Raw genomic sequence first — 24,555 nt, forward strand, 5'->3', positions numbered from 1 at the left:
ATCCCTTGTGGGAGCGGGCTTGCTCGCTCCCACAGGAGTCACAAACAAGATTGAAGAGGACTTGGACATGCAAACCAAACTGCTGATCAACGGCCACCTGGTGAACGGCGAAGGCCCCGGCCAGGCAGTGTTCAACCCGTCGCTGGGGCGAGTACTGGTGGAAATCAACGAGGCCAGCGAGGCCCAGGTCGATGCCGCCGTGCGCGCCGCCGATGCCGCCTTCGAAGCCTGGTCGCAAGTACCGCCCAAGGACCGCTCCCTGTTGCTGCTCAAGCTGGCCAATGCCATCGAAGCCCACGGCGAAGAACTGGCGAAGCTGGAGTCGGACAACTGCGGCAAACCCTTGAGCGCCGTGCTGAACGACGAGATCCCGGCGATTGCCGACGTATTCCGCTTCTTTGCCGGTGCCAGCCGCTGCATGAGCGGTTCGGCGGGGGGCGAATACCTGCCGGGGCACACTTCGATGATCCGTCGCGATCCGGTGGGCGTCATCGCCTCCATCGCGCCGTGGAACTACCCGCTGATGATGGTCGCCTGGAAAATCGCCCCGGCCCTGGCGGCCGGCAATACCGTGGTGCTCAAGCCGTCGGAGCAAACCCCACTGACGGCGTTGCGCCTGGCGGAACTGGCGTCGGAAATTTTCCCGGCCGGCGTGCTCAACGTGATCTTTGGCCGTGGGCAGACCGTCGGCAATCCGCTGGTCACCCACCCGAAAGTGCGCATGGTGTCGCTGACCGGCTCCATCGCCACCGGCTCGAACATCATTTCCAGCACGTCCGACAGCGTCAAGCGCATGCACATGGAACTGGGCGGCAAGGCCCCGGTGATCATTTTCGACGACGCCGATATTGACGCGGCGGTGGAAGGCATTCGCACTTTCGGTTTCTACAACGCCGGCCAGGACTGCACCGCCGCCTGCCGCATCTATGCCCAGCAAGGCATCTACGAGCAGTTCGTCGAGAAACTCGGTGCCGCGGTGGGCAGCATCAAATACGGCCTGCAAACCGCGCCGGACACCGAAATGGGCCCGCTGATCACCGCCCAGCACCGCGACCGCGTGGCCGCTTTCGTCGAGCGGGCCATCGCCCAGCCTCATATCCGCCTGGTCACCGGCGGCAAAGCGGTGGACGGCAACGGTTTTTTCTTCGAACCGACGGTGCTGGCCGACGCCCAGCAGGATGACGAAATCGTCCGCCGGGAAGTCTTCGGGCCAGTGGTGTCCGTCACCCCGTTCCTCGACGAAGCACAAGTACTGGCCTGGGCCAACGATTCGGACTACGGCCTGGCCTCATCGGTGTGGACCGCCGACATTGGCCGTGCCCATCGCCTGTCGGCACGCCTGCAATACGGCTGCACTTGGGTGAACACGCACTTCATGCTCGTCAGCGAAATGCCCCATGGCGGTCAGAAACGTTCCGGCTATGGCAAGGACATGTCCATGTATGGGCTGGAGGACTACACGGTGGTGCGGCATGTGATGTTCAAGCATTGACGACAAGACAACGTTGGCAACACATGCTCGCGCCTGCCCGGCGTTCGTCCTGCTAAGGTTTTCGTCGATCGGTGCACGCCCGCCGGTTGACGGAAATCCTGGCAGCACCTAGGGTGTCTACAACGTATACACCTTGGAGATCAGCCATGGCCTCGCCCGTTTTGTCCTTTCGTGTGGAAGAAGGTCTGGCCCAACAGCTGGACTTGCTGGCTGCCGCCACCGACCGCGACCGCCAATATCACCTCAAGCGTGCACTGGTTCGATATGTGGAAGCCGAATCCTGGCATCTGCAAGCCATCAGCGAAGGCATGGCCGATGCCGACGCTGGAAATCTGACCGATCTGGACGCCGTGAAGGCTAAGTGGGCAAAGCGTGCCGAGCATCGTACTGACCGACAAAGCACAGAGTGACCTCGACTCGATCCACGAACATTACCAAAGCGCTATCGGCGCAGAAGGCGCCGATGAGGTCATCTTCGCCATCCTGGAGACATTGCGCCAACTGCAACGCTTTCCCGGCTCGGGCCGTCCTTCGGTCGTTCCCGATATTCGAGAGCTGGTGTTGACACGCTACCCGTTCGTTGCCCCGTACCGGCTCGAGCAGGGACAACTACAAGTCCTGCGGATACTGCACCAGCGCACCGAACGTCCCCAGGACTGGTCGGTGGAGTGATGTCGGCCGGCGCGCCTGCCCCGACCGCTCACCTGCGCCACGCTTCAAAACCGCGAAACACTCCTCATCGCATCCACCAGGTAGCGCATGGCGATGCGGTCGTTTTCCGACAACTCCCGATAACGCTCCACCAGTCTCAATTCTTCAAGGCTGAGCCGGCGTGGCCTGCGCGGGTTGGTCAGGCCAGGAAAGATCCCCAGCATTTCGGTAATGCCCTGTATTTTTGTCATGAGTTGTCCTTCTTTACGTCGAGGTTAACCTGATAGCCCCGTCTGAACCCGGATTAGATCGTCTATCACGCTAAAGAATAGGGAGGATTCAAAGCGTGAAAAGGGAGTTTTAGAGTAATTAGTCAAAAAAAGTCGAAATCGATATAAAAAAAGAAATAACTGTAAGAAAATTTGACCAAGCCACGCTTTCCTTGCTCTCAAAGCCCGTATTTCCCCTATGATTTTGCGCCTCGGTGAACCGATCCAGCTCTCAGGCATCTGTTCTAACGTTCGTCGCGTTTGGCCAAAGGCATGTCCGAACTCCCTTATCAGTCTTTGTTGCCAGGAACGGCTCGGGATTGTTTCGAGAAAGGTTGTATTTATGCACCGCAGGAATCTGCTCAAGGCCTCCATGGCCTTCGCCGCCTACACCGGGCTTTCAGCCTCCGGGCTCATGGCCGCACGCGCCTGGGCCGCCGATCAGACTGCCGACGGCGAAGCCCGTCCTTTCGACTTCAACGGTTTGAAAGATCAAGCCCGACGGCTGGCCGAGAGCCGCTATGTCGACACCAAGCAAGTCCTGCCAGAAACCCTGGCCCTGATGTCTCCGCTGCAGTTCAACGCCATCCAGTACGACGTCAACCACTCGCTGTGGAATGACCTGGACGGGCGGCAACTGGATGCGCAGTTCTTCCACGTCGGCATGGGCTTCAAGCAACCGGTGCGCATGTACAGCGTCGATCCGAAGACGCGTATGGCCCGTGAGGTGCACTTCCGCCCGGAACTGTTCAACTATCAGAAAACCACGGTCAACACCGCGCAATTGAAGGGTGACCTGGGCTTCGCCGGCTTTCGCGTCTTCAAGGCGCCGGAACTGGACCGGCACGACATCGTTTCGTTTCTGGGGGCCAGCTACTTCCGCGCCGTGGATGCCAGCGGCCAGTACGGGCTGTCGGCCCGCGGCTTGGCCATCGACACCTACGCCAAGCAACGCGAAGAATTCCCGGACTTCACCAAGTTCTGGTTCGAAACCCCGGAAAAGAACAGCACCCGGTTCGTGGTCTATGCCCTGCTCGACTCCCCCAGCGCCACCGGAGCCTATCGGTTTGACATCGATTGCCAGCCAACCCGGGTAGTGATGGAGATCGACGCGCACATCAATGCCCGTACCGCCATCGAGCAACTGGGTATCGCGCCCATGACCAGCATGTTCAGCTGTGGCACCGTCGAACGGCGCATGTGCGACACCATTCACCCGCAAATCCACGATTCCGACCGGCTGGCCATGTGGCGCGGCAACGGCGAGTGGGTGTGCCGTCCGTTGAACAACCCCGCCACCTTGCAATTCAACGCCTTCGCCGACAAGGACCCGAAAGGTTTCGGCCTGGTGCAGACCGACCACGACTTTGCCAGCTACCAGGACACTGTGGACTGGTACAGCAAGCGCCCAAGCCTGTGGGTCGAACCGACGACGGCCTGGGGCGAAGGCTCGGTCGACTTGCTGGAGATTCCTACCACCGGCGAAACCCTGGACAACATTGTCGCGTTCTGGACGCCGAAAAAACCGGTGGCCGCCGGTGACTCGCTGAACTATGGCTACAAGCTCTACTGGAGCGCGCTGCCGCCGGTCAGCACGGACCTGGCCCGCGTCGACGCCACCCGCTCAGGCATGGGCGGTTTCATCGAAGGCTGGGCACCGGGCGAGCATTACCCGACCGTCTGGGCCCGTCGCTTTGCCGTGGACTTCAGCGGCGGCGGCCTCGACCAACTGCCGCCGGGCACCGGCATCGAACCGGTGGTGACCTGCTCCCACGGCGAAGTGAAGGACTTCAATGTGTTGGTGCTGGATGCGATCAAGGGCTACCGCATTACCTTCGACTGGCACCCGACCGACGACAGTGTGGAGCCGGTGCAGATGCGCCTGTTCATTCGCACCAAGGACCGCACCTTGAGCGAGACCTGGTTGTACCAGTACTTCCCGCCGGCGCCGGATAAGCGCAAGTATCCCTGAGCCCTGCTGCTCGCGATGAGACAGCTATAGACACCGAATATTTCCGCCAGATAAGCAAAAGCCCCGGCCAACAAGACCGGGGCTTTTTTATCCCTCACTCAATCACGCAAATCCGACTCATGAATCGGCTGGTCCCGATGCGTGGCCCGCTGGTACTGCGCGGGCCACGTGGCCTTGCGTCCGCCCAGGTCATCGTCGGCATGCAGGGCCCAGTACGGATCGCGCAACAATTCGCGGGCCAGGAAGATGATATCGGCCTGGCAGGTGCGCAGGATGTGTTCGGCCTGGGCCGGTTCGGTGATCATGCCGACGGTGCCGGTGGCGATTTCCGACTCCTTGCGCACCCGCTCGGCAAAGCGCGTCTGGTAACCCGGGCCGGTGGGAATTTCCGCATTGGCGGCCGTGCCACCCGATGACACATCGATCAAATCCACTCCCAGGGCCCTGAACCGCCGTGCCAGCTCCACGGTTTCGTCCGGGTTCCACCCGTCCTCGACCCAATCGGTGGCAGAAACGCGAACGAACACCGGCAGTTCTTCAGGCCATACGGCCCGCACCGCTTCGGTGACTTGCAGCACCAGGCGGATGCGATTCTCGAACGAGCCGCCATATTGATCGCGCCGCTGATTGCTCAAGGGCGAGAGGAACTGATGCAACAGATAACCATGGGCCGCGTGGACCTCAACCACCTTGAAGCCGGCCGTGAGAGCACGCTTGGCCGAGTCCACGAAGGCCTGGATCACCCCGGCGATCTGCCCTTCGTCCAGTTGGACCGGCTGGGTGTGCTGCGGGTCGAAGGCAATCGGCGATGGGCCAACCGGCACCCAACCGCCGTCCGCCGGTTTTACGCTGCCATGCTTGCCCAGCCAGGGTCGCCAGGTGCTGGCCTTGCGTCCGGCATGGGCCAGTTGTATGCCCGGCACGGCCCCTTGGGCGGTAATGAACCGGGTGATGCGTTGCAAGGGTTCGATCTGTTCATCATTCCACAGCCCCAGGTCCTGGGCAGTGATGCGACCGTCGGCGGTGACGGCGGTGGCTTCGGTGAACACCAGGCCGGCACCGCCCACGGCACGGCTGCCCAAGTGCACCAGGTGCCAATCGTTGGCCAGGCCATCGGTGCTCGAATACTGGCACATCGGCGATACCGCGATGCGATTGGGCAGGGTCAATTGGCGAAGGGTATAGGGTTCCAGCAGCAGACTCATGGGGCACCTCTCGAATCAGTGGGCAGGCTCCAGGGTTCTGTTTGAAAAGTCGACGTGTGACAAAAGGTGCAACACCCGCCCCCGCGGGCAAAAAATTCGACAAGACGTCACAAGGGCTATCAAGCAGTGCTTAGAGCCTAGTCGACAACCCGCAGGGACGGAGGGTTCAGAACTTAAAAACCGACGGTGTGACCAGATTACTCTCGATCGGGCCTGTGACTTTGTGGCGAGGGGATTTATCCCCGCTGGGCTGCGCAGCAGCCCCCTGGACCTATCAGACGGACCGAGTTGTCAGGTTGTAGGGCCGCTTCGCGCCCCAACGGGGATAAATCCCCTCGCCACAGGACAGTATTCCCACAGTAACTAACAGCTAGAGCCTAGCGCGGTTCGATATGGGCAATCATCAACTGCACCGTTTCCTGGCCGCGGAACTCGTTGAGGTCGAGCTTGTAGGCCAGTTCCACCCAGCGCACGGTAGGGTTGGGCCAGATCTCGCGGTCGATGCCGAAGGCAATGCCGTCGAGCTTCACCGAGCCGCACTCGCTCTTGAGGACGACCTTAAGGTGCCGTTCGCCCACCACGCGTTGTTCGACCAACTGGAACACGCCATGGAACATCGGCTCCGGGAAATGCTGGCCCCAGGGACCGGCATGGCGCAGCGCCCGGGCCAGCTCGAGGTGGAATTCCTCCACCGCCAAGGTGCCATCCGACAACAGCCGGCCGGTCAGGTCTTCTTCGCGCAACTGCCGGCGCACTTCCGCATCGAACGCCTCGGCGAACAACGGAAAATTCGCTTCCGGCAGCGTCAGCCCCGCAGCCATGGCGTGACCGCCGTACTTGCTGATCAGGGTGGGATGCTGCGCCGCCACCACACTCAGCGCATCACGAATATGAAAGCCCGGCACCGAGCGCCCCGAGCCCTTGAGCAAGCCGTCCCCGGCATCGGCAAAGGCAATGGTCGGGCGGAAATAGCGCTCTTTCATCCGCGAGGCGAGAATGCCGATGACCCCTTGGTGCCACTGCGGATCGAACAGGCACAAGCCGAATGGCATCGACTCCACGGGCAGGTCCTTGAGCTGAGCCAGGGCTTCGCGCTGCATGCCCTGCTCGATGGACTTGCGGTCCTGGTTCATGCCGTCCAGTTGCGCCGCCATCTCCCGTGCCAGGGCCGGATCGTCGGTGAGCAGGCATTCAATGCCCAGGCTCATGTCGTCCAGGCGTCCTGCCGCATTCAGGCGCGGCCCGAGGATAAAGCCGAGGTCGGTAGAGGTAATCCGTGAAGCGTCGCGCTTGGCCACTTCCAGGATTGCCTTGATGCCGGGCCGGGCGCGTCCGGCGCGAATCCGTTCCAGGCCCTGGTGCACCAGGATCCGGTTATTCGCGTCCAGGGGCACCACGTCGGCCACGCTGCCCAGGGCCACTAGGTCGAGCAATTCGCCGATGTTCGGCTGGGGTGTACTGGCATACCACCCCAGGCTGCGCAGACGCGCCCGCAGGGCCATCAGCACATAGAAAATCACCCCGACACCCGCCAGGGCCTTGCTCGGGAACTCGCAGCCCGGCTGATTCGGATTGACGATGGCATCGGCCGCCGGTAGTTCGAGGCCGGGCAAGTGGTGGTCGGTGACCAGCACCTTGAGCCCCGCCGCTTTCGCCGCCGCCACGCCTTCCACACTGGAAATACCGTTATCCACGGTGATCAGCAACTGCGGTTCGCGGGCCAGGGCGACTTCGACGATTTCCGGGGTCAGCCCGTAGCCATATTCGAAGCGATTGGGCACCAGGTAGTCGACATGGGCCGCACCGAGCAGGCGCAGCCCGAGCATGCCCACGGTGCTGGCGGTCGCGCCATCAGCATCGAAGTCGCCCACGATCAGGATGCGTTGGCGTTGCTCCAGCGCCGTCACCAGCAGATCCACCGCGGCGTCGATCCCCTTGAGCTGCTGAAAGGGAATCAAGCGCGCCAGGCTCTTGTCCAGTTCAGCCTCGGACTGCACACCACGCGCGGCGTACAGGCGGGTCAACAGCGGCGGCAGATCACCGAGAAATGGCAGGGTGTCGGGCAGTTCGCGGGGTTCTATGCGCATGGGGTGACGGACATTTCTCTATTTTTTGGATCCTGGACTGTGGCGAGGGAGCTTGCTCCCGCTGGGCTGCGAAGCGGCCCCTTTTTGTGGGCGCTGCGCACCCAAGCGGGAGCAAGCTCCCTCGCCACAATGAGTTCACTCAATACCGGGTCAACGGCTCAACCACGCTCGCCCAGCAACCATTGCAGCTGGACTTCATGCTGACCACGGTCGTCGGTCACGAAAATCGTGCCCTCACTGATCATCACATCCCACTTGATCACCCGGGGCATGTCCTGGGCCAGGGTTTCGAGCACTTCCTGGGGCACAGCGGCGATGTTGACGTTTTTCAGGTTCTTGACCGCCGGGATCACCTTGCCTTCCCACACCCGCAGGCTGCCGTAAGCCAGCAGGCTGGTGCGCTCGGTCCGGCGCGAACACCAGGTCAGGCGATCGGCATCCGGCTGGCCGACTTCGATCCAGTGCAGCACACGGTCATCCAGGCTTTTTTCCCACAGCGCAGGCTCGTCGACGTCTGACAGGCCACGACCAAACGCCAGCAGCTCGTTGTACCAGAATGCGTAGGCCAGCAGACGCACGGTCATGCGCTCTTCGGTTTCCGAAGGGTGGCGGGCGATGGTCTGCTTCACATTCTCATACACATTGCGGTCGAGATCGGTGAGGTTCAGTTCAAACTTGTAAGTCGTGGACGGCTGGGCCATGAACGGGCTTCTTGATACGAGGAAAGGCGGCAAGTCTAACCGATGACGCGGGCAATCCACGAATTGCCGACCATCAACCTACGGCGACTGACGCTGGCCTATGATAAAACGCTCTATTCGTTCTGCCTTTGTCCTACAGGATCTGTCATGTCGCTTACTGCCAAACCCCTTGCCGGCGTCAAAGTCATCGAACTCGGCACCTTGATCGCCGGGCCTTTCGCCTCGCGCATCTGCGGCGAATTCGGTGCCGAAGTCATCAAGGTCGAATCGCCCGACGGCGGTGACCCCCTGCGCAAGTGGCGCAAGCTATACGAAGGCACCTCGCTGTGGTGGTTCGTCCAGGCACGCAACAAGAAGTCCCTGACCTTGAACCTCAAGCACCCTGAAGGCCTGGCGATCCTGAAAAAGCTGCTCGGCGAAGCCGATATCCTGATCGAGAATTTTCGCCCCGGCGTCCTGGAAAAGCTCGGCCTGGGCTGGGATGTCCTGCACGCGCTGAATCCGAAACTGGTGATGGTGCGGCTTTCGGGCTTCGGCCAGACCGGGCCGATGAAAGACCAGCCGGGGTTTGGCGCGGTGGGCGAATCCATGGGTGGCCTGCGCTACATCACCGGCTTCGAGGACCGCCCGCCAGTGCGTACCGGGATTTCCATCGGCGACTCCATCGCCGCCCTCTGGGGCGTGATCGGCGCATTGATGGCCCTGCGTCACCGCGAGATCAATGGCGGAACCGGGCAAGTGGTGGACGTGGCCCTGTACGAGGCGATTTTCGCCATGATGGAAAGCATGGTGCCGGAGTTCGATGTGTTCGGCTTCATCCGTGAGCGCACCGGCAACATCATGCCCGGCATCACCCCCTCGTCCATCCACACCAGCTCTGACGGAAAGCACGTGCAGATTGGCGCCAACGGCGACGCAATCTTCAAGCGCTTCATGCAGATCATTGGCCGCGACGACCTGGCCAATGACCCGCAACTGGCCAGCAACGATGGCCGTGACAGCCGCCGCGACGAGCTGTACGGCGTCATCGATCGCTGGGTCAACGCGCTGCCGCTCGATAGCGTTATCGACCAATTGAACCAGGCCGGAGTGCCGGCCAGTCGGATCTTCAGCGCCGAGGATATGTTCAGCGACCCACAGTTTCTGGCCCGTGAAATGTTCCTGCAGGCCAAGTTGCCGGACGGCAAGGCGTTCAAGATGCCGGGGATCGTACCGAAACTCTCCGACACCCCGGGCACCTCCGAATGGGTCGGGCCGGCGCTGGGTGAACACAACACACAAGTGCTCGGCGAGCTTGGCTACGATGCACAGCAGATCGCCAAGCTGCGCACCGAGGGTGCCATTTGACACACCGCAGCAGGCCGTCACAGAAGATCAGACCTGTGGGAGCGCCTGACAGAACGCGCTAAAAACGTAAAAGCCAGGCAAAAAGAAACCCCGAGAAGTGGGGAGACGACTCGGGGTTAAACGTGACCATTCATGGTCCGTACAACAAGCGACAAGCACCGGAGCACAATGCTTGCTCTTGTTGGTAAAGAGTTTGACTCGTCAGGACGTAGGAAGGTTCCCACAAACCCCCAGTCAATTCGCCCCGACCATGACCTTGTCGCGCGCCAGATTGCGCAGCGCCGCAATCACACAGGGCTCCAGGCGGCCCTCGGCAATCAATACATCGCGATGCAGGCCATCGACCACATCCGTCAACTGACGCTTGTCGGTCAATTGGGCCTGATTGAACACTCGCTCGACCATGATGGCCCCGGAGGCATTCTTCAGCGTCACCAGGCATTCGCCCTTGGCGCCGGAGGGAGTCAGCGTGACCAGATACGGGCTCAAAGCCTCACTCAGCAATAGGCTGATACTTTCCATTCGCTCACCCTTCAATAGTCCGAAAACAACTGCATGTTCACAGTAAGTGACCGTGGGCCGCAGCAGAAAGTTCGTCAGCGCACCGGACCGGCACGCCTCCAACCTGTTCAACCGAGCATGCGCGCCCAATATGACAGGCAAACAACAGCCTTCTCTTGAGGCCTTGGCGTGGTGACGGTCGGCGTCAGGCCATCAACTTGTCGCAACGGCGCCGCCGACGCCCGGCATCGGTCCAGCCCCCCAGAATGCCGCGCAACTGCCCATCAGCCCCATAGAAGGGCACCGACCAATGATAGATTTCCCGCAAGCCGCTGCTGAACATCAATTGCCGGTCGAAGAACCGAGACTGGCCGGTGCGCAATTGCTCCATCACCTCCCCATGGAGCAACTCAGCGGTGGCCGGTGGAAATGCCGCCAAATCCGTCAGCCGCGTGCCCCGCAGCTTTTCGAAGCGGGTCGCTAACTGGTCCTCGTAGCTTTTGTTGCACATGACCAGGCGCCCTTCCAGGTCCCGGATGAAAATCGGGTCGGGAATGGCGTCCATCAAGGCGCGTTGGAGCATCAATTGGTCCTTGAGGATCGCCTCAGCCTTGAGGCGCTGGTCGATTTGTATCTGCAGACGACGGTTCCATAGCAGGGACAGGAGGCCGAACACCACGACCACGGTCACGCACCAGTACCCCCAGCGAGAAAACCGCTCCCAGATCGATGGCGCCGGCGCGGGTGTGCTGCCGGCCATCCATTTGGAACGCAGCGCGCGCATGTCCTTGGCCGGGAAGGCTTCCAGGGCTTTGTTCAAGATGCTCAGCAGCACGGCCAGGTCCTGGCGTACCGCGAGGTAGTCAGGTTCCCACTTGCCCTCAAGCCCCCTTCCTACCTGCAATTGCCCCGCCGGATAGAGATGCACCCCGGTTTCATTTTCGATGGTGGCATAGGCCTCCCGACTCTCGACCAATGCCCGCGCCTCGCCATAGGTCTTGGTCGTGCGCAATTTGATGGCCGGGTAGTCGCGCCTGATCTCCGCTTCCAGGGCATGCCGCGCCGGCAACGCCAGGACCTTCCCTTCCAGCTGTTCCAGCGAATGGAGGATCGACTCTCCGTCACGGCCAACAAATACCCAGCCCGAGCCACCAAATGCATGGCTGAAGCTCAGGAAATCCCTGCGTTCGTCATTCATCGCCAAGAGGGTCGTCATGTCGGCTTCGCTGTTCTCCAGCATCGTCAGCAACTCGCCGGGGGAGAACGACTCCCGATGCACGAACTCAAGGCCAGTCATTTGCGAGATGCGCTGGAGAATGTCGTGGTTCAGACCGTTCCACTGCCCCAGTTCATTCTTGAACAGGTACAGCGGAAACTGCATCGTGGCCACAATGACGCGGGGGTTCTCCTTGATCCACTTCAATTCCTGTGCATCCAATACCAGCCGCTCGCCAGGATTGAACGGCGGCGTTTCGAAAGCCGCCAACTGCGTCGCATTGCCCCCTTGCACCCAGTGCATCAGGGCCAGGCCCATTACCCAGCCCCGGGCTGGCTTGCATTTGCTAAAAAACGACATCTGCATTTCCTTCGAGATGACTCGCCCGTCCCTCCAAGGGCGAAAACCTGGTCAGTTTGGCATGCAGAAACAAGAAAGCCCGTCAGGAGACGGGCTTCAAAATGTGACAGGTCTAGGCTATCAGAGCGGCTTGCCGCGGTTGCCATGCTGGCTGACAAAGGCCTGCACAGCCTTCAAGTCGTTGGGCAACACGGTGCAACGCTCATCTCGCTCAAACAAATCAGAAAGATGTGCAGGTAGTTCAAGCGCTTTTCCTACACCGGCTTTCTCCACGGCTTCCGGGAACTTGACCGGATGCGCCGTGCCGAGAATCACCATCGGGATGTCCAGGCTACGACGGCACTCACGAGCGGCCCTGACGCCAATGGCCGTGTGCGGATCGAGCAGCTCGCCACTCTGCGTGAACACCTCGGTGATGGTTTCGCAAGTCTGCTCATCGTCCACGGCCAGGGAGTCGAACAACTTGCGGGCTTCGGTCCAGCGCTCAGGCTCGACGCTGAAACCGCCGCCCTGGCGGAAGCTGTCCATCAGGCCGGCAATCGCCGCACCATTGCGACCGTGCAGGTCGAACAGCAAGCGTTCGAAGTTCGACGACACCATGATGTCCATCGAAGGCGACAGCGTGGCATGCAGGGTTTCCTTGACGTACTGGTTGCCGCTCATGAAGCGGTGCAGGATGTCGTTGCGGTTGGTGGCGACGATCAATTGATTGATCGGCAGGCCCATGTTGCGCGCCAGGTAACCGGCGAAAATATCGCCGAAGTTGCCGGTCGGCACCGAGAACGACACGGAGCGGGCCGGGCCGCCCAATTGCAGGGCCGCGTGGAAGTAATAAACGATCTGGGCCATGATCCGCGCCCAGTTGATCGAGTTCACCGCCACCAGCCGCGTGCCCTTGAGGAAGCTCTGGTCGGCGAAACTGGCCTTGACCATTTCCTGGCAGTCATCGAAGTTGCCTTCGATGGCGATGTTGTGGATGTTATCGCCAAAAATCGTCGTCATCTGCCGACGTTGTACTTCCGAGACCCGGTTGTGCGGGTGCAGGATGAAAATGTCGACGTTCTCGCAATGCTTGCAGCCTTCGATGGCCGCCGAACCGGTGTCGCCAGAAGTGGCACCGACGATCACCACACGCTCGCCACGCTTTTGCAGCACGTAGTCCAGCAGGCGACCGAGCAATTGCAGGGCGAAGTCCTTGAACGCCAGGGTGGGGCCGTGGAACAGCTCCATGACCCATTCGTTACCGTTGAGTTGACGCAGCGGTGCGATGGCGTTGTGGGAAAAGACGCCATAGGTCTCTTCCAGGATTTTCTTGAAATCGGCGTCCGGGATGCTGCCGGTGACGAACGGGCGCATGACCCGGAACGCCAGCTCGTGATACGGCAGGCCGGCCCAGGAAGCGATTTCTTCCTGGGTGAAACGCGGCAGGTTTTCCGGCACATAGAGACCGCCGTCCGTGGCCAGGCCAGCCAGGAGGACATCTTCGAAATTCAGGGCCGGTGCCTGGCCGCGGGTGCTGATATAGCGCATAAGGGCAAACCTTCGGTTTGAGCTTCGAGCTTCAAGCGGCAAGCGGCAAGTTGAAAGCGAATCGGCTTTTACTTGTCGCTTGCGGCTCGGAGCTTGCCGCTGATTAATTCAAATGTTCAACGCGGATACGGACCACCGGGCCAACGACACCCTGGAGCGCTTCCAACGCCGCAATCGCGTCGTTGATGCGCTGCTCGACCACACGATGGGTCAGCAGGATCATCGGCACCAGGCCGTCGTGTTCCTCGACTTCCTTCTGCATGATCGACTCGATGTTGATACCGCGTTCCGAGAGAATGCTCGCCACTTGGGCCAGCACACCCGGATGGTCCTTGGCCTGGATGCGCAGGTAGTAGGAGCTTTCGCATGCCTCGATCGGAAGAATCGGGTGAGCCGACAGCGAGTCTGGCTGGAAGGCCAGGTGCGGCACACGGTTTTCAGGGTCCGAGGTCATGGCGCGAACCACGTCCACCAGGTCGGCGATCACCGAAGAGGCCGTCGGCTCCATGCCCGCACCGGCACCGTAGAACAGCGTCGAGCCGGAGGCGTCGCCGTTGACCATCACCGCGTTCATCACACCGTTGACGTTGGCGATCAGGCGATCGGCCGGGATCAAGGTGGGGTGCACACGCAGCTCGATGCCATTGGCGGTGCTGCGCGCCACGCCCAGGTGCTTGATGCGATAGCCCAAGGCTTCGGCGTAGTTCACGTCAGCGGTGGTCAGCTTGGTGATGCCTTCGGTGTAGGCCTTGTCGAACTGCAACGGGATGCCGAACGCAATGGAGGCCAGGATCGTCAGTTTGTGCGCTGCGTCGATGCCTTCCACGTCGAACGTCGGATCAGCCTCTGCGTAGCCCAGGGCCTGGGCTTCGGCGAGCACGTCTTCGAAGGTACGACCCTTCTCGCGCATCTCGGTGAGGATGAAGTTGCCGGTGCCGTTGATGATCCCCGCGACCCAGTTGATACGGTTGGCGGACAGGCCTTCGCGGATCGCCTTGATCACCGGGATACCACCAGCCACGGCGGCTTCGAAAGCCACGATCACGCCCTTCTCGCGGGCCTTGGCGAAAATCTCATTACCGTGAACAGCGATAAGCGCCTTGTTCGCGGTGACCACATGCTTGCCATTCTCGATGGCCTTGAGTACCAGCTCACGGGCAACGGTGTAGCCGCCGACCAGCTCTATGACGATGTCGATCTCAGGGTTCGTGGCCACTTCGAAGACATCGTTGGTAATCGCAATACCGGTCGTCTGGAACTGAGGCTTTGGCGTGCGCATGGCAATTTGTGCCACTTCGATCCCACGCCCGGCACGACGAGCAATTTCCTCGGCGTTGCGCTGAAGTACGTTGAAGGTGCCGCCACCGACGGTACCTAACCCACAGATGCCTACTTTGACCGGATTCACTCTTGACTCCCCATGAAACGGCCGACACAAGGTCGGCCGTGAAATACAGCCGCGCAGCAACGCGACTTTGTGTTTAACGGCCCGACGAAGGTTTTCGCCGAGCCGTGATCTTCAGAAGCGGATCGCCCATGATCATTTTGCGCCCAGGGCCAGTTTGGCGACTTGTGGCGCCGGCTGATAGCCCGGAATCACCTGGCCGTCGGCCAAAACGATGGCCGGCGTGCCGTTCACACCAATGGACTGGCCAAGGGCGAACTGCTTGGAAACCGGGTTCTCGCACTTGGCGGCCTTGATTTCCTTGCCATCGACCATCTTGTCCATGGCCGCTTTCTTGTCCTTGGAGCACCAGACCGCCTGCAACTGCTCATCGCCCGGCGAGCCCAGTCCCTGGCGCGGGAATGCAACATAGCGCACTTCGATGCCACGCTTGTTCAGTTCCGGCACTTCGGCGTGCAGCTTGTGGCAATACGGGCAAGTGGTGTCGGTGAACACGGTGATGTGGGACTTGGTTTCGCCAATGGCCGGATAGACCACGGTTTCAGCAACTGGAATGCCATTGATCAACTTGGAAATGCCCTGGCGCTCGGTCATCTCGGTGAGATTGACCGGCTTGCCGTCCTTGAGCTCGAACAGATTGCCCTGGACGATGTACTGACCGTCGGCGCTGGCGTAAAGCACACGGCTACCCTTGAGCTTGACCTCATACAGGCCAGCCATGGGACTGGCCGAGATGGTTTCGATCGGCACTTCGAGCTGAAGGTTTTCCAGGCTCTTGCGGATAGCCTTGTCGGCCGCGTCGTCGGCAATGGCAAAGGTACTGGCCAGCGCAATGGCGGCGGCGGTGAACATCTGGATCAAACGCATGGGGACTCCTGAGGCGAACAAATGAGACGGGAAACGCCGACCCGCAGATTCGGGTTCCAACCGCCCACTGTGCAAACCGGGAAAGCCTACCACATAAGGCCCGCGCGACCGAATGCACCTGTCGCAAGACAACACGCAATGTACGAGCATCAGTAACTTTGTGGCGAGGGAGCTTGCTCCCGCTCGACTGCGCAGCAGTCGCTAATGACGCACCCGTTTTTCCTGACAGTTCCTGGTGTGCGGATTCAGGGCCGCTGCGCGCCCCAGCGGGAGCAAGCTCCCTCGCCACAAAAAGCGATGCAACGCCTATCCACGCGGGTGATGCTTGGCATGCAAGTCCTGCAACCGCGCCCGGGCGACGTGGGTATAGATCTGGGTGGTGGACAGGTCGCTATGGCCCAGCAGCATCTGCACCACCCGCAAGTCGGCACCGTGATTGAGCAGGTGTGTGGCGAAGGCATGGCGCAAGGTGTGGGGCGAAAGGGATTTGTTGATTCCGGCCACCTTGGCCTGGTGCTTGATGCGGTGCCAGAACGTCTGGCGGGTCATCTGCTCGCCGCGCAGGCTGGGGAACAGCACGTCGCTGGGGCGCCCGCCCAGCAGTTCGTGGCGGGCATCGCGCATGTAGCGCTCGACCCAGACGATCGCTTCCTCACCCATCGGCACCAGGCGTTCCTTGCTGCCTTTGCCCATCACCCGCAGCACGCCCTGGCGCAGATTGACCTGTTCCAGCGTCAAGCTGATCAACTCGGTGACCCGCAGGCCGCAGGCGTACAAGACTTCCAGCATGGCCCGGTCGCGCTGACCAATGGCTTCGCTGAGGTCGGGGGCCGCCAGCAGCGCTTCCACATCGGCTTCCGAGAGGGACTTGGGCAATGGACGCCCCAATTGCGGCATCTCCACGCGCAAGGTCGGGTCCACCGCAATCAATTTTTCCCGCAGCAAATAGCGATAAAAACCACGCAAGCCAGAGAGAAACCGCGCCGTCGAGCGCGGTTTGTAGTTCTGCTCCAGGCGCCACGCCAAGTGATCGAGGATCAATTCCCGGCCGGCATTGATCAGTTCCAGGTGGTTTTCCTGCAACCAACCATTGAACAGCGCCAGGTCACTGCGATAAGCATCACGGGTGTTATCGGACAACCCCTTTTCCAGCCACAGGGCGTCGAGAAACTGGTCTATCAGCGGATGATCGATGGCGGGCATAAGAACTCTTGAAGGATGCGGGCACACACAGCATCAAAATGGCAAGTGAAGCTATGCAGGGTGCTCAAAGCGCAAATCGCAGGCAACAAAAAAGCAGCCCGCAGGCTGCTTTTTTTTGCATCGGAAGCTGGACTTAAGCCAGTTTTTCCTTGATGCGAGCTGCTTTACCCGACAGGTCACGCAGGTAGTACAGCTTGGCTTTACGTACGTCACCGCGACGCTTGACAGCCATGCTGTCGATTTGCGGGCTGTAGGTCTGGAAAGTACGCTCTACGCCAACACCGTTGGAGATTTTACGAACGGTGAATGCACTGTTCACGCCGCGGTTACGCTTGGCGATAACGACGCCTTCGAACGCTTGCAGACGGGAACGGTCGCCTTCCTTCACTTTCACCTGAACGACAATGGTGTCGCCTGGGGCAAAGGTAGGGATTTCTTTGGTCATCTGCTCTGCTTCGAGTGCAAGGATGATTTTGTTAGTCATGCTGTGCTCCTAAGGCAAGTCGTCGGACTCACCATCGATACGTTGTTAACTATCGTCCCGCTCGCGGATGTATTCCTCGAGCAGCTTCTTCTCTTCTCCAGAAAGCGAGCGGCTTTCCAGAAGATCGGCGCGTCGTTCATAGGTCCGACCAAGGGACTGCTGTAAACGCCAACGCCGGATGTGCGCGTGGTTGCCACTTAGCAACACGTCGGGAACACGCTGATCCGCATACACCTCCGGTCGGGTGTAGTGCGGGCAATCCAGCAGACCATCCGTAAAGGAATCTTCCTCAGCGGAATCTGCATGCCCTAAAGCTCCAGGCAGCAGTCGTGTAACCGCATCGATCAGGACCATCGCCGGCAGCTCGCCGCCAGACAGTACATAGTCGCCAATCGACCACTCTTCATCGACATGAGCTTCAATGAAACGCTCGTCAATGCCTTCATAACGGCCGGCAATCAGGATCAATGCATCCGAATTCGCCAGCTCGCGTACCGCCGACTGAGTCAGCTGGCGGCCTTGGGGCGACAGGTAGATCACCTTCGCACCCTCCCCGGCTGCCGTCCTGGCCTGAACCAGCGCATCTTCCAGGGGCTTGATCTTCATCACCATGCCCGGACCACCGCCAAACGGGCGATCGTCCACAGTGTGATGCCGATCCGTGGTGTAGTCCCGCGGATTCCAACAGGTGAGCTGTAACAGCTCCTGTTTCACCGCGCGGCTGGTTATGCCGTACTCGCTGATGGCGGAAAACATCTCGGGAAACAATGTGATGACTTCAACGCGCAAGTTAGCCACGTTCAGAAATCCGCATCCCATTCCACCTTCATCTCGCCTGCGGCAAGGTCGACGGCCAACACGCATTGCTCGGTATAGGGCAACAGGCGTTCGCGATCATCCAGGCTGCCGACGCAAGGCTTGACCACCATGACATCGTTCGAACCGGTCTCGAGCAGGTGATCGATTTTCCCGAGCAATTGCCCGAGGTGGTCGATGACCTTCAGACCCACCAGCTGGTACCAGTAGTACTCGCCGTCGGTCAGTTCAGGGAACAGGTTGCGCGGCACGCAGATCTCATAACCGGCCAGAAGACGCGCTTCTTCACGATCATCGAGACCCTTGAGCTTTGCGACCAGGAACTTGTCGTTCCCGCGTCCGCTGACCAGCTCCACCTGTTTCACGCTACCTTCGCGCTTGAGCGTCCAGGTTTTGTAGTCCAACAGGTTCTTGATCGGATCAGTAAAGGAATACACCTTCACTTCGCCGCGAACGCCATGTACAGAGTAGATTTTGCCGACAACGATCAAATCATCAGCATCTTTTGGCGTCGCGTTCATATTGCTCAGGCCGCAGCCTTAGCCGATTCCTTCAACAACTGAGCAACGCGCTCAGAAGGTTGTGCACCAACGCTCAGCCAGTAGGCTACGCGCTCTTGGTTCACGGACAGACGAACTTCCTGACCACGGGCAACAGGGTTGAAGAAACCAACCTGCTCCTTGTGGGAACCGTCACGCGGGTTGCGGCTGTCGGTTACGGTCAGGTGGTAAAACGGGCGCTTTTTGGAGCCGCCAAGGGCAAGACGGATTGTTAGCATGTGAACATCGTTCCTGTAGTCGGTGCTGCAAATCTAAATGCACAGCGGGCATAGGTGCCCGAAAGGCCGCATATTCTAAGGAATATCCGGACTTTTGCAAATGTCTTTTTCCGGCGCCTGGCGCCATGCGATCAAGATTTGCCATAGAGCCGTCATGAAAAACGGCAAGTCAGCTCCCGCGTAGCGCGGGTTTGCTGGAGATCCCCGCATCCGTGCGGGGCAACGCCGACATGACAGCCGGCGCAGATTCTTTACATTTTCGGCATGCCGCCGCCGGGCAACATACCGCCCATGCCGCGCATCATCTTGGCCATTCCGCCCTTGGCGGAGAATTTCTTCATCATCTTCTGCATCTGCTTGTGCTGCTTGATCAAGCGACCGATGTCCTGCACCTGGGTGCCGGAACCCATGGCGATACGGCGCTTGCGCGAACCACTGATCAGCTCAGGGTCGCGGCGCTCGGCCGGGGTCATGGAGTTGATGATGGCTTCCATCTGCTTGAACTGCTTTTCAGCCGCGCCTTGGGCGTTGCCCATCTGCGCCAGGTTCACGCCGCCGATGTTCGGCAGTTTGTCCATGAGCCCGCCGAGGCCGCCCATGTTCTTCATTTGTTGCAGCTGGTCGCGGAAGTCTTCGAGGTCGAAGCCCTTGCCCTTCTTCAGCTTCTTGGCCAGTTTGTCGGCCTTGTCCTTGTCGAGGGTCTGTTCAGCCTGCTCGATCAGGCTGAGCACGTCGCCCATGCCGAGGATGCGCGAAGCGATACGCTCGGGGTGGAACGGCTCGAGCGCTTCGCTCTTCTCGCCCATACCGATGAACTTGATCGGCTTGCCGGTAATGGCCCGTACCGACAGCGCGGCACCGCCACGGGCGTCACCGTCGACCTTGGTCAGGATCACGCCAGTCAACGGCAGCGCATCGCCGAATGCCTTGGCGGTGTTGGCCGCGTCCTGGCCGGTCATGGCATCGACCACGAACAGGGTTTCCACCGGGTTGATCGCAGCATGCAGCGCTTTGATCTCGCCCATCATCTCTTCATCGATGTGCAGGCGACCGGCGGTATCGACGATGACCACGTCGATGAATTTCAGCTTGGCTTCTTTAATAGCCGCCTGGGCGATGTCCACCGGTTTCTGGCTCAGGTCGGACGGAAAGAACGTCACGCCGATGTCGTTGGCCAGGGTTTCCAGTTGCTTGATCGCCGCCGGACGGTAGATGTCCGCCGACACCACCATCACCGACTTCTTCTTGCGCTCTTTAAGGAAGCGCGCCAGCTTGCCGGCTGTCGTGGTCTTGCCCGCGCCCTGCAGACCAGCCATCAGCACCACCGCTGGCGGTACGGCACTCAGGTTCAGGTCTTCGTTGGCGGCGCCCATCAGGCTTTCGAGTTCGGCCTGGACGATCTTCACGAACGCCTGGCCCGGTGTCAGGCTGCGCGACACTTCGGTGCCGACGGCGCGTTCCTTGACCGAATTGACGAAGTCCTTGACCACCGGCAGGGCGACGTCGGCTTCGAGCAACGCCATGCGCACTTCGCGCAGGGTGTCTTTGATGTTGTCCTCGGTCAGTTTCGCCTTGCCGGTGACATGGCGCAGCGTCTGCGAGAGACGGTCGGTTAGGTTTTCAAACATGCGCGATCCTTTCAGGCCCAGATGAGACCGGGATAATGGCGGCCCAGACCGTGAAAAATGTGCTCGGCGAGCCTGCGGCGTGGGCAGGTCGCGGATTATAGCGAAGAAGCGGGCAACGTACACCTTGCTGTCAGTTGCTGTGGTCTTTCGTGCGGAGGCGGTTCTATGCCAAACTCAGCGCCTTTCGGGCTTGCCTAACAGGATTTATGCTCCCCTTGTCACCCAGCTTGCTTGCCACGCTCGCCGCCGCCTGCCTTTATGCCGCTGCGACCCTCTATCAAGGCACCCGCCTGGCCACCGGCGCCAAGGCGAACAAACGCCTGCTGGTCACGCTCGGCGTGCTGGCGGTGCTCGGCCACGCGGCCAGCCTTTATACCCACTTGATGACGCCGATCGGCCTGGGCCTGGACTTTTTCAACGCCGCCAGCCTGATCGCCGTGGCTGTGATCGCCTTGACGCTGATCGCCTGCTCGCGCATCCCGGTGGAGAACCTGCTGGTGCTGCTGTTCCCGCTGGGGCTGGCGACGGTGCTGCTGGCGCAGTTCGCGCCGTCAGGTACGGTGCAGATCATCGACGAAGAGCCGGGCATCCTTGCCCACATCCTGCTGTCGATCCTCGCCTACGGCCTGTTTACCATCGCAGTGTTCCAGGCCTTGCTGCTGCTGGTGCAGGACCACCAGCTCAAAAACAAACACCCGTCCGGGCTGATCCGCAACTTCCCGCCATTGCAAACCATGGAAAGCCTGCTGTTCGGCTTCCTCTGGGCCGGCTGGAGCCTGCTGTCGCTGTCGCTGATCTCCGGTTGGCTGTTCGTCGAGAACCTGTTCGCCCAGCACCTGGTGCACAAGACCCTGCTGGCCTGCCTGGCGTGGATCGTCTTCAGCGTGCTGCTGTGGGGCCGCAACCGCCTCGGCTGGCGCGGCCACAAGGCGATTCGCTGGACCCTGGCCGGTTTCTGCCTGCTGATGCTCGCGTACTTCGGCAGCAAGTTGGTTCGCGAATACATCCTGCATGTCTGACGGACGGCCCTGATGGATACATTGCCCGTGGTGCCGCTGTTTGCCGTGCTGGTGGTGCTGATCCTCTGGTCGGCCCTGTTCACCGCCATCGAAGCCGCCCAGCAGCATCTGTTGGCCCAGCGCACGGCCTCGCGCGCCAGTGACAAACCGCTGGCAACGCTGACATTCCCACTGGCCAGCCTGATCCTGTGCAATACCCTCTGTCGCACCCTGGCCGTGGTCATCGGCACCTTGCTGGCGATTTTTACCTGGCTGGAAAACGGCCCCTGGGTCGCCTGGCTCGGCACCAGCGCCGCCCTGCTGGTGCTTGCCGACTACCTGCCGCGCGCCTTGGCCACCCGCCAGCCCGAAGCGGTGCTGGCGCTGGGCAACACGTTGCTTGGCATACCGTTGAAGATCCTCTATCCGTTTGCCTGGCTGTTGAATAGTGCCAGCCAATTGTTGCTGCGCCCCTTTGCGCGCAAGGCCAGCATCGTGCAGCAGAGCGACGACGAGATGCCCGCGCCACCGCGCAGCGAACACGAACCTGAGCACGGCAGCAGCCGACTGCACCCGATTTCCGGCATCCACGCCCTGGACAACATCACCGTCAACGATATCCTCGTGCCCCGCAGCGAGGTCGATGGGATCAACCTCGACGACCCCATCGGCGAGATCATCGAACAGCTGCGCCTGAACCGTCGCACCCGCCTGCCGGTGTTCCACAGCGACATCAACCAGGTCGAAGCGGTGCTCAACACGCGCCAGATCCGTCATTTGCTGGCGGATGCGAGCCTGACCCAAGAAGCGCTGCTGGCCGCCTCCCACGAGCCTTACTTCGTCCCTGAAAGCACGCCATTGCAACTGCAATTGCTGAATTTCCACAAGCAGCAACGGCGCTTGGGCATGGTGGTGGACGAGTACGGCGAAGTGCTGGGCATCGTCACCCTGGAAGACATCCTGGAAGAAATCGTCGGCGAATTCGAAAGCGAGCACAGCCTCGACAACCCCCACGTCCACCCCCAGCCCGATGGTCGCCTGATGATCGATGGCGCGGCGTCGATCCGCGAATTGAACAGGACCCTGGGCTGGCATCTGCCTTGCGACGGCCCCAAGACCCTCAACGGGCTGGTGACCGAAGCCCTGGAAACCATCCCCGAAAGCCCGGTGTGCCTGAAGATCGGCCGTTATCGACTGGAAATCATCGAGACCGTGGACAACCGTGTCAGCCAGGTGCTGGCGTGGCATAACAGTTTGGTGCCTGCCGCCTCTTAGCTCCCAACAGTCTCGAAGTGAAACACAGTTGTGGCGAGGGGATTTATCCCCGTTGGGTCGCGCAGCGGCCCCAAATTGTTAGTCAGTTGCCTCAGATTCGGCGCAACGTCTTTTTGGGACTGCTTCGCAGTCCAACGGGGATAAATCCCCTCGCCACAAAGGCTCGTTTCGGCGTCAATAGGTATTGTTGATTCGTTAGCCTCCTTCCTATACTCCATCCGCTTACCCAGCCCCGCCCGAACCCCGTGCCTACCCCGCACCCAGCCGGTTCCGGCCAGACCATCGGCAAAATCCGCATCAGTCCTGCGACTGTTCCCACCCGAAACAGCGAAAGGATACCCGCCCACATCCCTGGGTGTTCGACCATAATAATTCGCTCCAATGGAGCACATGACTGTCAGGGATAACCGCATGACGACCGCTACCTGCAACGAGGCTGTGTCTGCCCAGCCGACAAACTCGACCACCCGCGTGGCCACCGCAAGTTTCATCGGCACCGCCATCGAGTTCTACGATTTCTACGTCTACGCCACGGCTGCGGCCCTGGTGATCGGGCCGGTGTTCTTCCCGCAAACCTCAGGCACGGCACAGATGCTGTCGTCCTTCCTGACGTTCGGCATCGCCTTCCTTGCCCGCCCGTTGGGCTCTGCGCTGTTCGGCCACTTCGGTGACCGGATCGGGCGCAAGTCCACGCTGGTGGCGTCCCTGTTGCTGATGGGTGTGTGCACCACCCTCATCGGTGTGCTGCCCGGTTACGCCAGCATTGGCGCCTGGGCGCCGATCCTGCTGTGCGTGCTGCGTTTCGGCCAGGGCCTGGGGTTGGGCGGTGAATGGGGCGGCGCGGCGCTGCTTGCCACCGAGAACGCGCCCAAAGGCAAGCGTGCCTGGTTCGGCATGTTTCCCCAACTGGGGCCCTCCATCGGTTTCCTGGCGGCCAACGGGCTGTTCCTGACCCTGGCCATGGGCCTGGATGATGAGCAATTCCGCGCCTGGGGTTGGCGGATTCCGTTCCTGCTCAGTGCCGTGCTGGTGATCGTCGGCCTCTATGTACGGCTCAAGCTCCACGAAACCCCGGTATTCGCCAATGCCATGGCCCGACAGGAGCGGGTAAAGGTGCCGTTGGTCGAGCTGTTCAGCCAGTACTGGGCGCCAACGTTGCTGGGCGCGGCGGCGATGGTGGTGTGCTACGCGCTGTTCTACATCTCGACGGTGTTTTCCCTGAGCTACGGCGTATCCACCCTCGGCTACAGCCGCGAGACCTTCCTGGGCCTGCTGTGCTTTGCGGTGCTGTTCATGGCCGCCGCCACGCCCTTGTCGGCCTGGGCCAGCGACCGCTACGGGCGCAAGCCGGTGCTGATCGTCGGCGGCGTATTGGCGATTGCCTCGGGTTTCCTCATGGAACCCTTGCTGACCCACGGCTCGACCAGCGGCGTGGCGCTGTTCCTGTGCATCGAGCTGTTCCTGATGGGGGTGACCTTTGCTCCCATGGGCGCCTTGCTGCCGGAACTGTTTCCGACCCACGTGCGCTACACCGGCGCCTCGGCGGCCTACAACCTGGGCGGCATCGTCGGCGCCTCGGCCGCGCCGTTCTTCGCCCAAAAACTGGTGGCGATGGGTGGTTTGAGTTATGTCGGGGGCTACGTTTCAGCGGCCGCACTGCTCAGTGTGATCGCTGTGCTGTGCTTGAAGGAGACGCGTCATAACGACTTGAACCGGGTCGCCTAGGCCGGGCCTGTGGCGAGGACTCCACGCCTCGCCACGGGAACCTGT

General features: G+C 60.9%; 23 protein-coding genes. 8 read left to right on the forward strand and 15 right to left on the reverse strand.

What is annotated here, in order from left to right:
• Positions 1–67 precede the first annotated feature (67 nt).
• The 3 genes from BLO97_RS27380 to BLO97_RS27390 all read left to right on the forward strand — a co-directional run bounded on the left by BLO97_RS27380 (position 68) and on the right by BLO97_RS27390 (position 2,164).
• Positions 68–1,492: a gamma-aminobutyraldehyde dehydrogenase gene (locus tag BLO97_RS27380; RefSeq protein ID WP_092223292.1), complete on the forward strand. Its 1,425-nt coding sequence runs from the start codon at positions 68–70 to the stop codon at positions 1,490–1,492.
• A 146-nt stretch (positions 1,493–1,638) separates the two neighbouring features.
• Positions 1,639–1,902, forward strand: a complete 264-nt coding sequence (locus BLO97_RS27385) for a CopG family ribbon-helix-helix protein (RefSeq protein ID WP_063322816.1) — start codon at positions 1,639–1,641, stop codon at positions 1,900–1,902.
• On the forward strand, positions 1,865–2,164 hold the full coding sequence (locus BLO97_RS27390) for a type II toxin-antitoxin system RelE/ParE family toxin (RefSeq protein ID WP_092349114.1): 300 nt from the start codon (positions 1,865–1,867) through the stop codon (positions 2,162–2,164). Before BLO97_RS27385 ends, BLO97_RS27390 begins: the two co-directional genes overlap by 38 nt.
• A gap of 44 nt (positions 2,165–2,208) precedes the next feature.
• Here the strand turns inward: BLO97_RS27390 and BLO97_RS27395 are convergent, their stop codons facing one another.
• Positions 2,209–2,394 (reverse strand): hypothetical protein, encoded by a 186-nt coding sequence (locus tag BLO97_RS27395; protein WP_092143945.1) that lies wholly within the window; start codon positions 2,392–2,394, stop codon positions 2,209–2,211.
• Positions 2,395–2,755: 361 nt separating this feature from the next.
• Here BLO97_RS27395 and BLO97_RS27400 point away from each other — a divergent pair, with 361 nt between their 5' ends.
• Complete coding sequence (locus tag BLO97_RS27400) at positions 2,756–4,384, forward strand: glucan biosynthesis protein D (RefSeq protein ID WP_063322818.1); 1,629 nt, start codon at positions 2,756–2,758, stop codon at positions 4,382–4,384.
• Positions 4,385–4,482: 98 nt separating this feature from the next.
• On the opposite strand, the gene BLO97_RS27405 is transcribed toward BLO97_RS27400, so the two are convergent.
• The 3 genes from BLO97_RS27405 to BLO97_RS27415 form a co-directional block, all read right to left on the reverse strand.
• A complete protein-coding gene (locus tag BLO97_RS27405) occupies positions 4,483–5,589 on the reverse strand; it encodes an NADH:flavin oxidoreductase/NADH oxidase (RefSeq protein WP_063322819.1) in 1,107 nt (368 codons plus the stop codon).
• A gap of 377 nt (positions 5,590–5,966) precedes the next feature.
• A complete protein-coding gene (recJ, locus tag BLO97_RS27410; protein WP_092349117.1) occupies positions 5,967–7,676 on the reverse strand; it encodes a single-stranded-DNA-specific exonuclease RecJ in 1,710 nt (569 codons plus the stop codon).
• Positions 7,677–7,834: 158 nt separating this feature from the next.
• Positions 7,835–8,377 (reverse strand): YaeQ family protein, encoded by a 543-nt coding sequence (locus BLO97_RS27415; protein WP_003198109.1) that lies wholly within the window; start codon positions 8,375–8,377, stop codon positions 7,835–7,837.
• Positions 8,378–8,524: 147 nt separating this feature from the next.
• Here BLO97_RS27415 and BLO97_RS27420 point away from each other — a divergent pair, with 147 nt between their 5' ends.
• Complete coding sequence (locus tag BLO97_RS27420; RefSeq protein ID WP_092349120.1) at positions 8,525–9,724, forward strand: CaiB/BaiF CoA transferase family protein; 1,200 nt, start codon at positions 8,525–8,527, stop codon at positions 9,722–9,724.
• Positions 9,725–9,958: 234 nt separating this feature from the next.
• Here the strand turns inward: BLO97_RS27420 and BLO97_RS27425 are convergent, their stop codons facing one another.
• The 11 genes from BLO97_RS27425 to ffh form a co-directional block, all read right to left on the reverse strand.
• A complete protein-coding gene (locus tag BLO97_RS27425; protein ID WP_063322822.1) occupies positions 9,959–10,246 on the reverse strand; it encodes a DUF3509 domain-containing protein in 288 nt (95 codons plus the stop codon).
• 184 nt (positions 10,247–10,430) lie between these two features.
• Positions 10,431–11,801: a transporter substrate-binding domain-containing protein gene (locus BLO97_RS27430; protein WP_092223294.1), complete on the reverse strand. Its 1,371-nt coding sequence runs from the start codon at positions 11,799–11,801 to the stop codon at positions 10,431–10,433.
• Positions 11,802–11,921: 120 nt separating this feature from the next.
• Positions 11,922–13,331 (reverse strand): threonine synthase, encoded by a 1,410-nt coding sequence (gene thrC, locus BLO97_RS27435; RefSeq protein ID WP_092349123.1) that lies wholly within the window; start codon positions 13,329–13,331, stop codon positions 11,922–11,924.
• 103 nt (positions 13,332–13,434) lie between these two features.
• Positions 13,435–14,739, reverse strand: coding sequence for a homoserine dehydrogenase (locus BLO97_RS27440; protein ID WP_003198098.1), 1,305 nt, complete (start codon positions 14,737–14,739; stop codon positions 13,435–13,437).
• Positions 14,740–14,871: 132 nt separating this feature from the next.
• Positions 14,872–15,603: a DsbC family protein gene (locus BLO97_RS27445; RefSeq protein WP_063322825.1), complete on the reverse strand. Its 732-nt coding sequence runs from the start codon at positions 15,601–15,603 to the stop codon at positions 14,872–14,874.
• A 306-nt stretch (positions 15,604–15,909) separates the two neighbouring features.
• Complete coding sequence (gene xerD, locus BLO97_RS27450; protein ID WP_003198093.1) at positions 15,910–16,806, reverse strand: site-specific tyrosine recombinase XerD; 897 nt, start codon at positions 16,804–16,806, stop codon at positions 15,910–15,912.
• A 133-nt stretch (positions 16,807–16,939) separates the two neighbouring features.
• The gene (rplS, locus tag BLO97_RS27455; protein WP_003175895.1) at positions 16,940–17,290 is read right to left on the reverse strand and encodes a 50S ribosomal protein L19; all 351 of its coding nucleotides are present in this window, start codon (positions 17,288–17,290) and stop codon (positions 16,940–16,942) included.
• 45 nt (positions 17,291–17,335) lie between these two features.
• Complete coding sequence (gene trmD / locus BLO97_RS27460; RefSeq protein ID WP_170845966.1) at positions 17,336–18,109, reverse strand: tRNA (guanosine(37)-N1)-methyltransferase TrmD; 774 nt, start codon at positions 18,107–18,109, stop codon at positions 17,336–17,338.
• The gene (gene rimM, locus BLO97_RS27465; RefSeq protein ID WP_058544503.1) at positions 18,091–18,627 is read right to left on the reverse strand and encodes a ribosome maturation factor RimM; all 537 of its coding nucleotides are present in this window, start codon (positions 18,625–18,627) and stop codon (positions 18,091–18,093) included. Before rimM ends, trmD begins: the two co-directional genes overlap by 19 nt.
• Before the next feature lie 5 nt (positions 18,628–18,632).
• A complete protein-coding gene (rpsP, locus tag BLO97_RS27470) occupies positions 18,633–18,884 on the reverse strand; it encodes a 30S ribosomal protein S16 (protein ID WP_003198088.1) in 252 nt (83 codons plus the stop codon).
• A 251-nt stretch (positions 18,885–19,135) separates the two neighbouring features.
• A complete protein-coding gene (gene ffh / locus BLO97_RS27475) occupies positions 19,136–20,512 on the reverse strand; it encodes a signal recognition particle protein (protein ID WP_003198085.1) in 1,377 nt (458 codons plus the stop codon).
• A gap of 206 nt (positions 20,513–20,718) precedes the next feature.
• Here ffh and BLO97_RS27480 point away from each other — a divergent pair, with 206 nt between their 5' ends.
• The 3 genes from BLO97_RS27480 to BLO97_RS27495 all read left to right on the forward strand — a co-directional run bounded on the left by BLO97_RS27480 (position 20,719) and on the right by BLO97_RS27495 (position 24,510).
• Positions 20,719–21,531, forward strand: coding sequence for a cytochrome C assembly family protein (locus BLO97_RS27480; RefSeq protein ID WP_092143920.1), 813 nt, complete (start codon positions 20,719–20,721; stop codon positions 21,529–21,531).
• A 12-nt stretch (positions 21,532–21,543) separates the two neighbouring features.
• Positions 21,544–22,785, forward strand: a complete 1,242-nt coding sequence (locus BLO97_RS27485; RefSeq protein WP_092349126.1) for a transporter associated domain-containing protein — start codon at positions 21,544–21,546, stop codon at positions 22,783–22,785.
• A gap of 411 nt (positions 22,786–23,196) precedes the next feature.
• A complete protein-coding gene (locus BLO97_RS27495) occupies positions 23,197–24,510 on the forward strand; it encodes an MFS transporter (protein ID WP_092349132.1) in 1,314 nt (437 codons plus the stop codon).
• The last annotated feature ends 45 nt before the right edge of the window (positions 24,511–24,555 follow it).

It is taken from the genome of Pseudomonas sp. NFACC05-1 (genome assembly GCF_900100135.1).
Classification (GTDB): domain Bacteria; phylum Pseudomonadota; class Gammaproteobacteria; order Pseudomonadales; family Pseudomonadaceae; genus Aquipseudomonas; species Aquipseudomonas fluorescens_Q.

Excerpts from the sequence above, each read along its gene's own strand:
- BLO97_RS27380 (WP_092223292.1), top strand. The coding sequence starts at position 68 with ATGCAAACCAAACTGCTGATCAACGGCCACCTGGTGAACGGCGAAGGC.
- BLO97_RS27385 (WP_063322816.1), top strand. The coding sequence starts at position 1,639 with ATGGCCTCGCCCGTTTTGTCCTTTCGTGTGGAAGAAGGTCTGGCCCAA.
- BLO97_RS27395 (WP_092143945.1), bottom strand. The coding sequence starts at position 2,394 with ATGACAAAAATACAGGGCATTACCGAAATGCTGGGGATCTTTCCTGGC.
- BLO97_RS27400 (WP_063322818.1), top strand. The coding sequence starts at position 2,756 with ATGCACCGCAGGAATCTGCTCAAGGCCTCCATGGCCTTCGCCGCCTAC.
- BLO97_RS27405 (WP_063322819.1), bottom strand. The coding sequence starts at position 5,589 with ATGAGTCTGCTGCTGGAACCCTATACCCTTCGCCAATTGACCCTGCCC.
- recJ (WP_092349117.1), bottom strand. The coding sequence starts at position 7,676 with ATGCGCATAGAACCCCGCGAACTGCCCGACACCCTGCCATTTCTCGGT.
- BLO97_RS27415 (WP_003198109.1), bottom strand. The coding sequence starts at position 8,377 with ATGGCCCAGCCGTCCACGACTTACAAGTTTGAACTGAACCTCACCGAT.
- BLO97_RS27420 (WP_092349120.1), top strand. The coding sequence starts at position 8,525 with ATGTCGCTTACTGCCAAACCCCTTGCCGGCGTCAAAGTCATCGAACTC.
- BLO97_RS27425 (WP_063322822.1), bottom strand. The coding sequence starts at position 10,246 with ATGGAAAGTATCAGCCTATTGCTGAGTGAGGCTTTGAGCCCGTATCTG.
- BLO97_RS27430 (WP_092223294.1), bottom strand. The coding sequence starts at position 11,801 with ATGTCGTTTTTTAGCAAATGCAAGCCAGCCCGGGGCTGGGTAATGGGC.
- thrC (WP_092349123.1), bottom strand. The coding sequence starts at position 13,331 with ATGCGCTATATCAGCACCCGCGGCCAGGCACCGGCCCTGAATTTCGAA.
- BLO97_RS27445 (WP_063322825.1), bottom strand. The coding sequence starts at position 15,603 with ATGCGTTTGATCCAGATGTTCACCGCCGCCGCCATTGCGCTGGCCAGT.
- xerD (WP_003198093.1), bottom strand. The coding sequence starts at position 16,806 with ATGCCCGCCATCGATCATCCGCTGATAGACCAGTTTCTCGACGCCCTG.
- rplS (WP_003175895.1), bottom strand. The coding sequence starts at position 17,290 with ATGACTAACAAAATCATCCTTGCACTCGAAGCAGAGCAGATGACCAAA.
- trmD (WP_170845966.1), bottom strand. The coding sequence starts at position 18,109 with ATGGGATGCGGATTTCTGAACGTGGCTAACTTGCGCGTTGAAGTCATC.
- rimM (WP_058544503.1), bottom strand. The coding sequence starts at position 18,627 with ATGAACGCGACGCCAAAAGATGCTGATGATTTGATCGTTGTCGGCAAA.
- rpsP (WP_003198088.1), bottom strand. The coding sequence starts at position 18,884 with ATGCTAACAATCCGTCTTGCCCTTGGCGGCTCCAAAAAGCGCCCGTTT.
- ffh (WP_003198085.1), bottom strand. The coding sequence starts at position 20,512 with ATGTTTGAAAACCTAACCGACCGTCTCTCGCAGACGCTGCGCCATGTC.
- BLO97_RS27480 (WP_092143920.1), top strand. The coding sequence starts at position 20,719 with ATGCTCCCCTTGTCACCCAGCTTGCTTGCCACGCTCGCCGCCGCCTGC.
- BLO97_RS27485 (WP_092349126.1), top strand. The coding sequence starts at position 21,544 with ATGGATACATTGCCCGTGGTGCCGCTGTTTGCCGTGCTGGTGGTGCTG.
- BLO97_RS27495 (WP_092349132.1), top strand. The coding sequence starts at position 23,197 with ATGACGACCGCTACCTGCAACGAGGCTGTGTCTGCCCAGCCGACAAAC.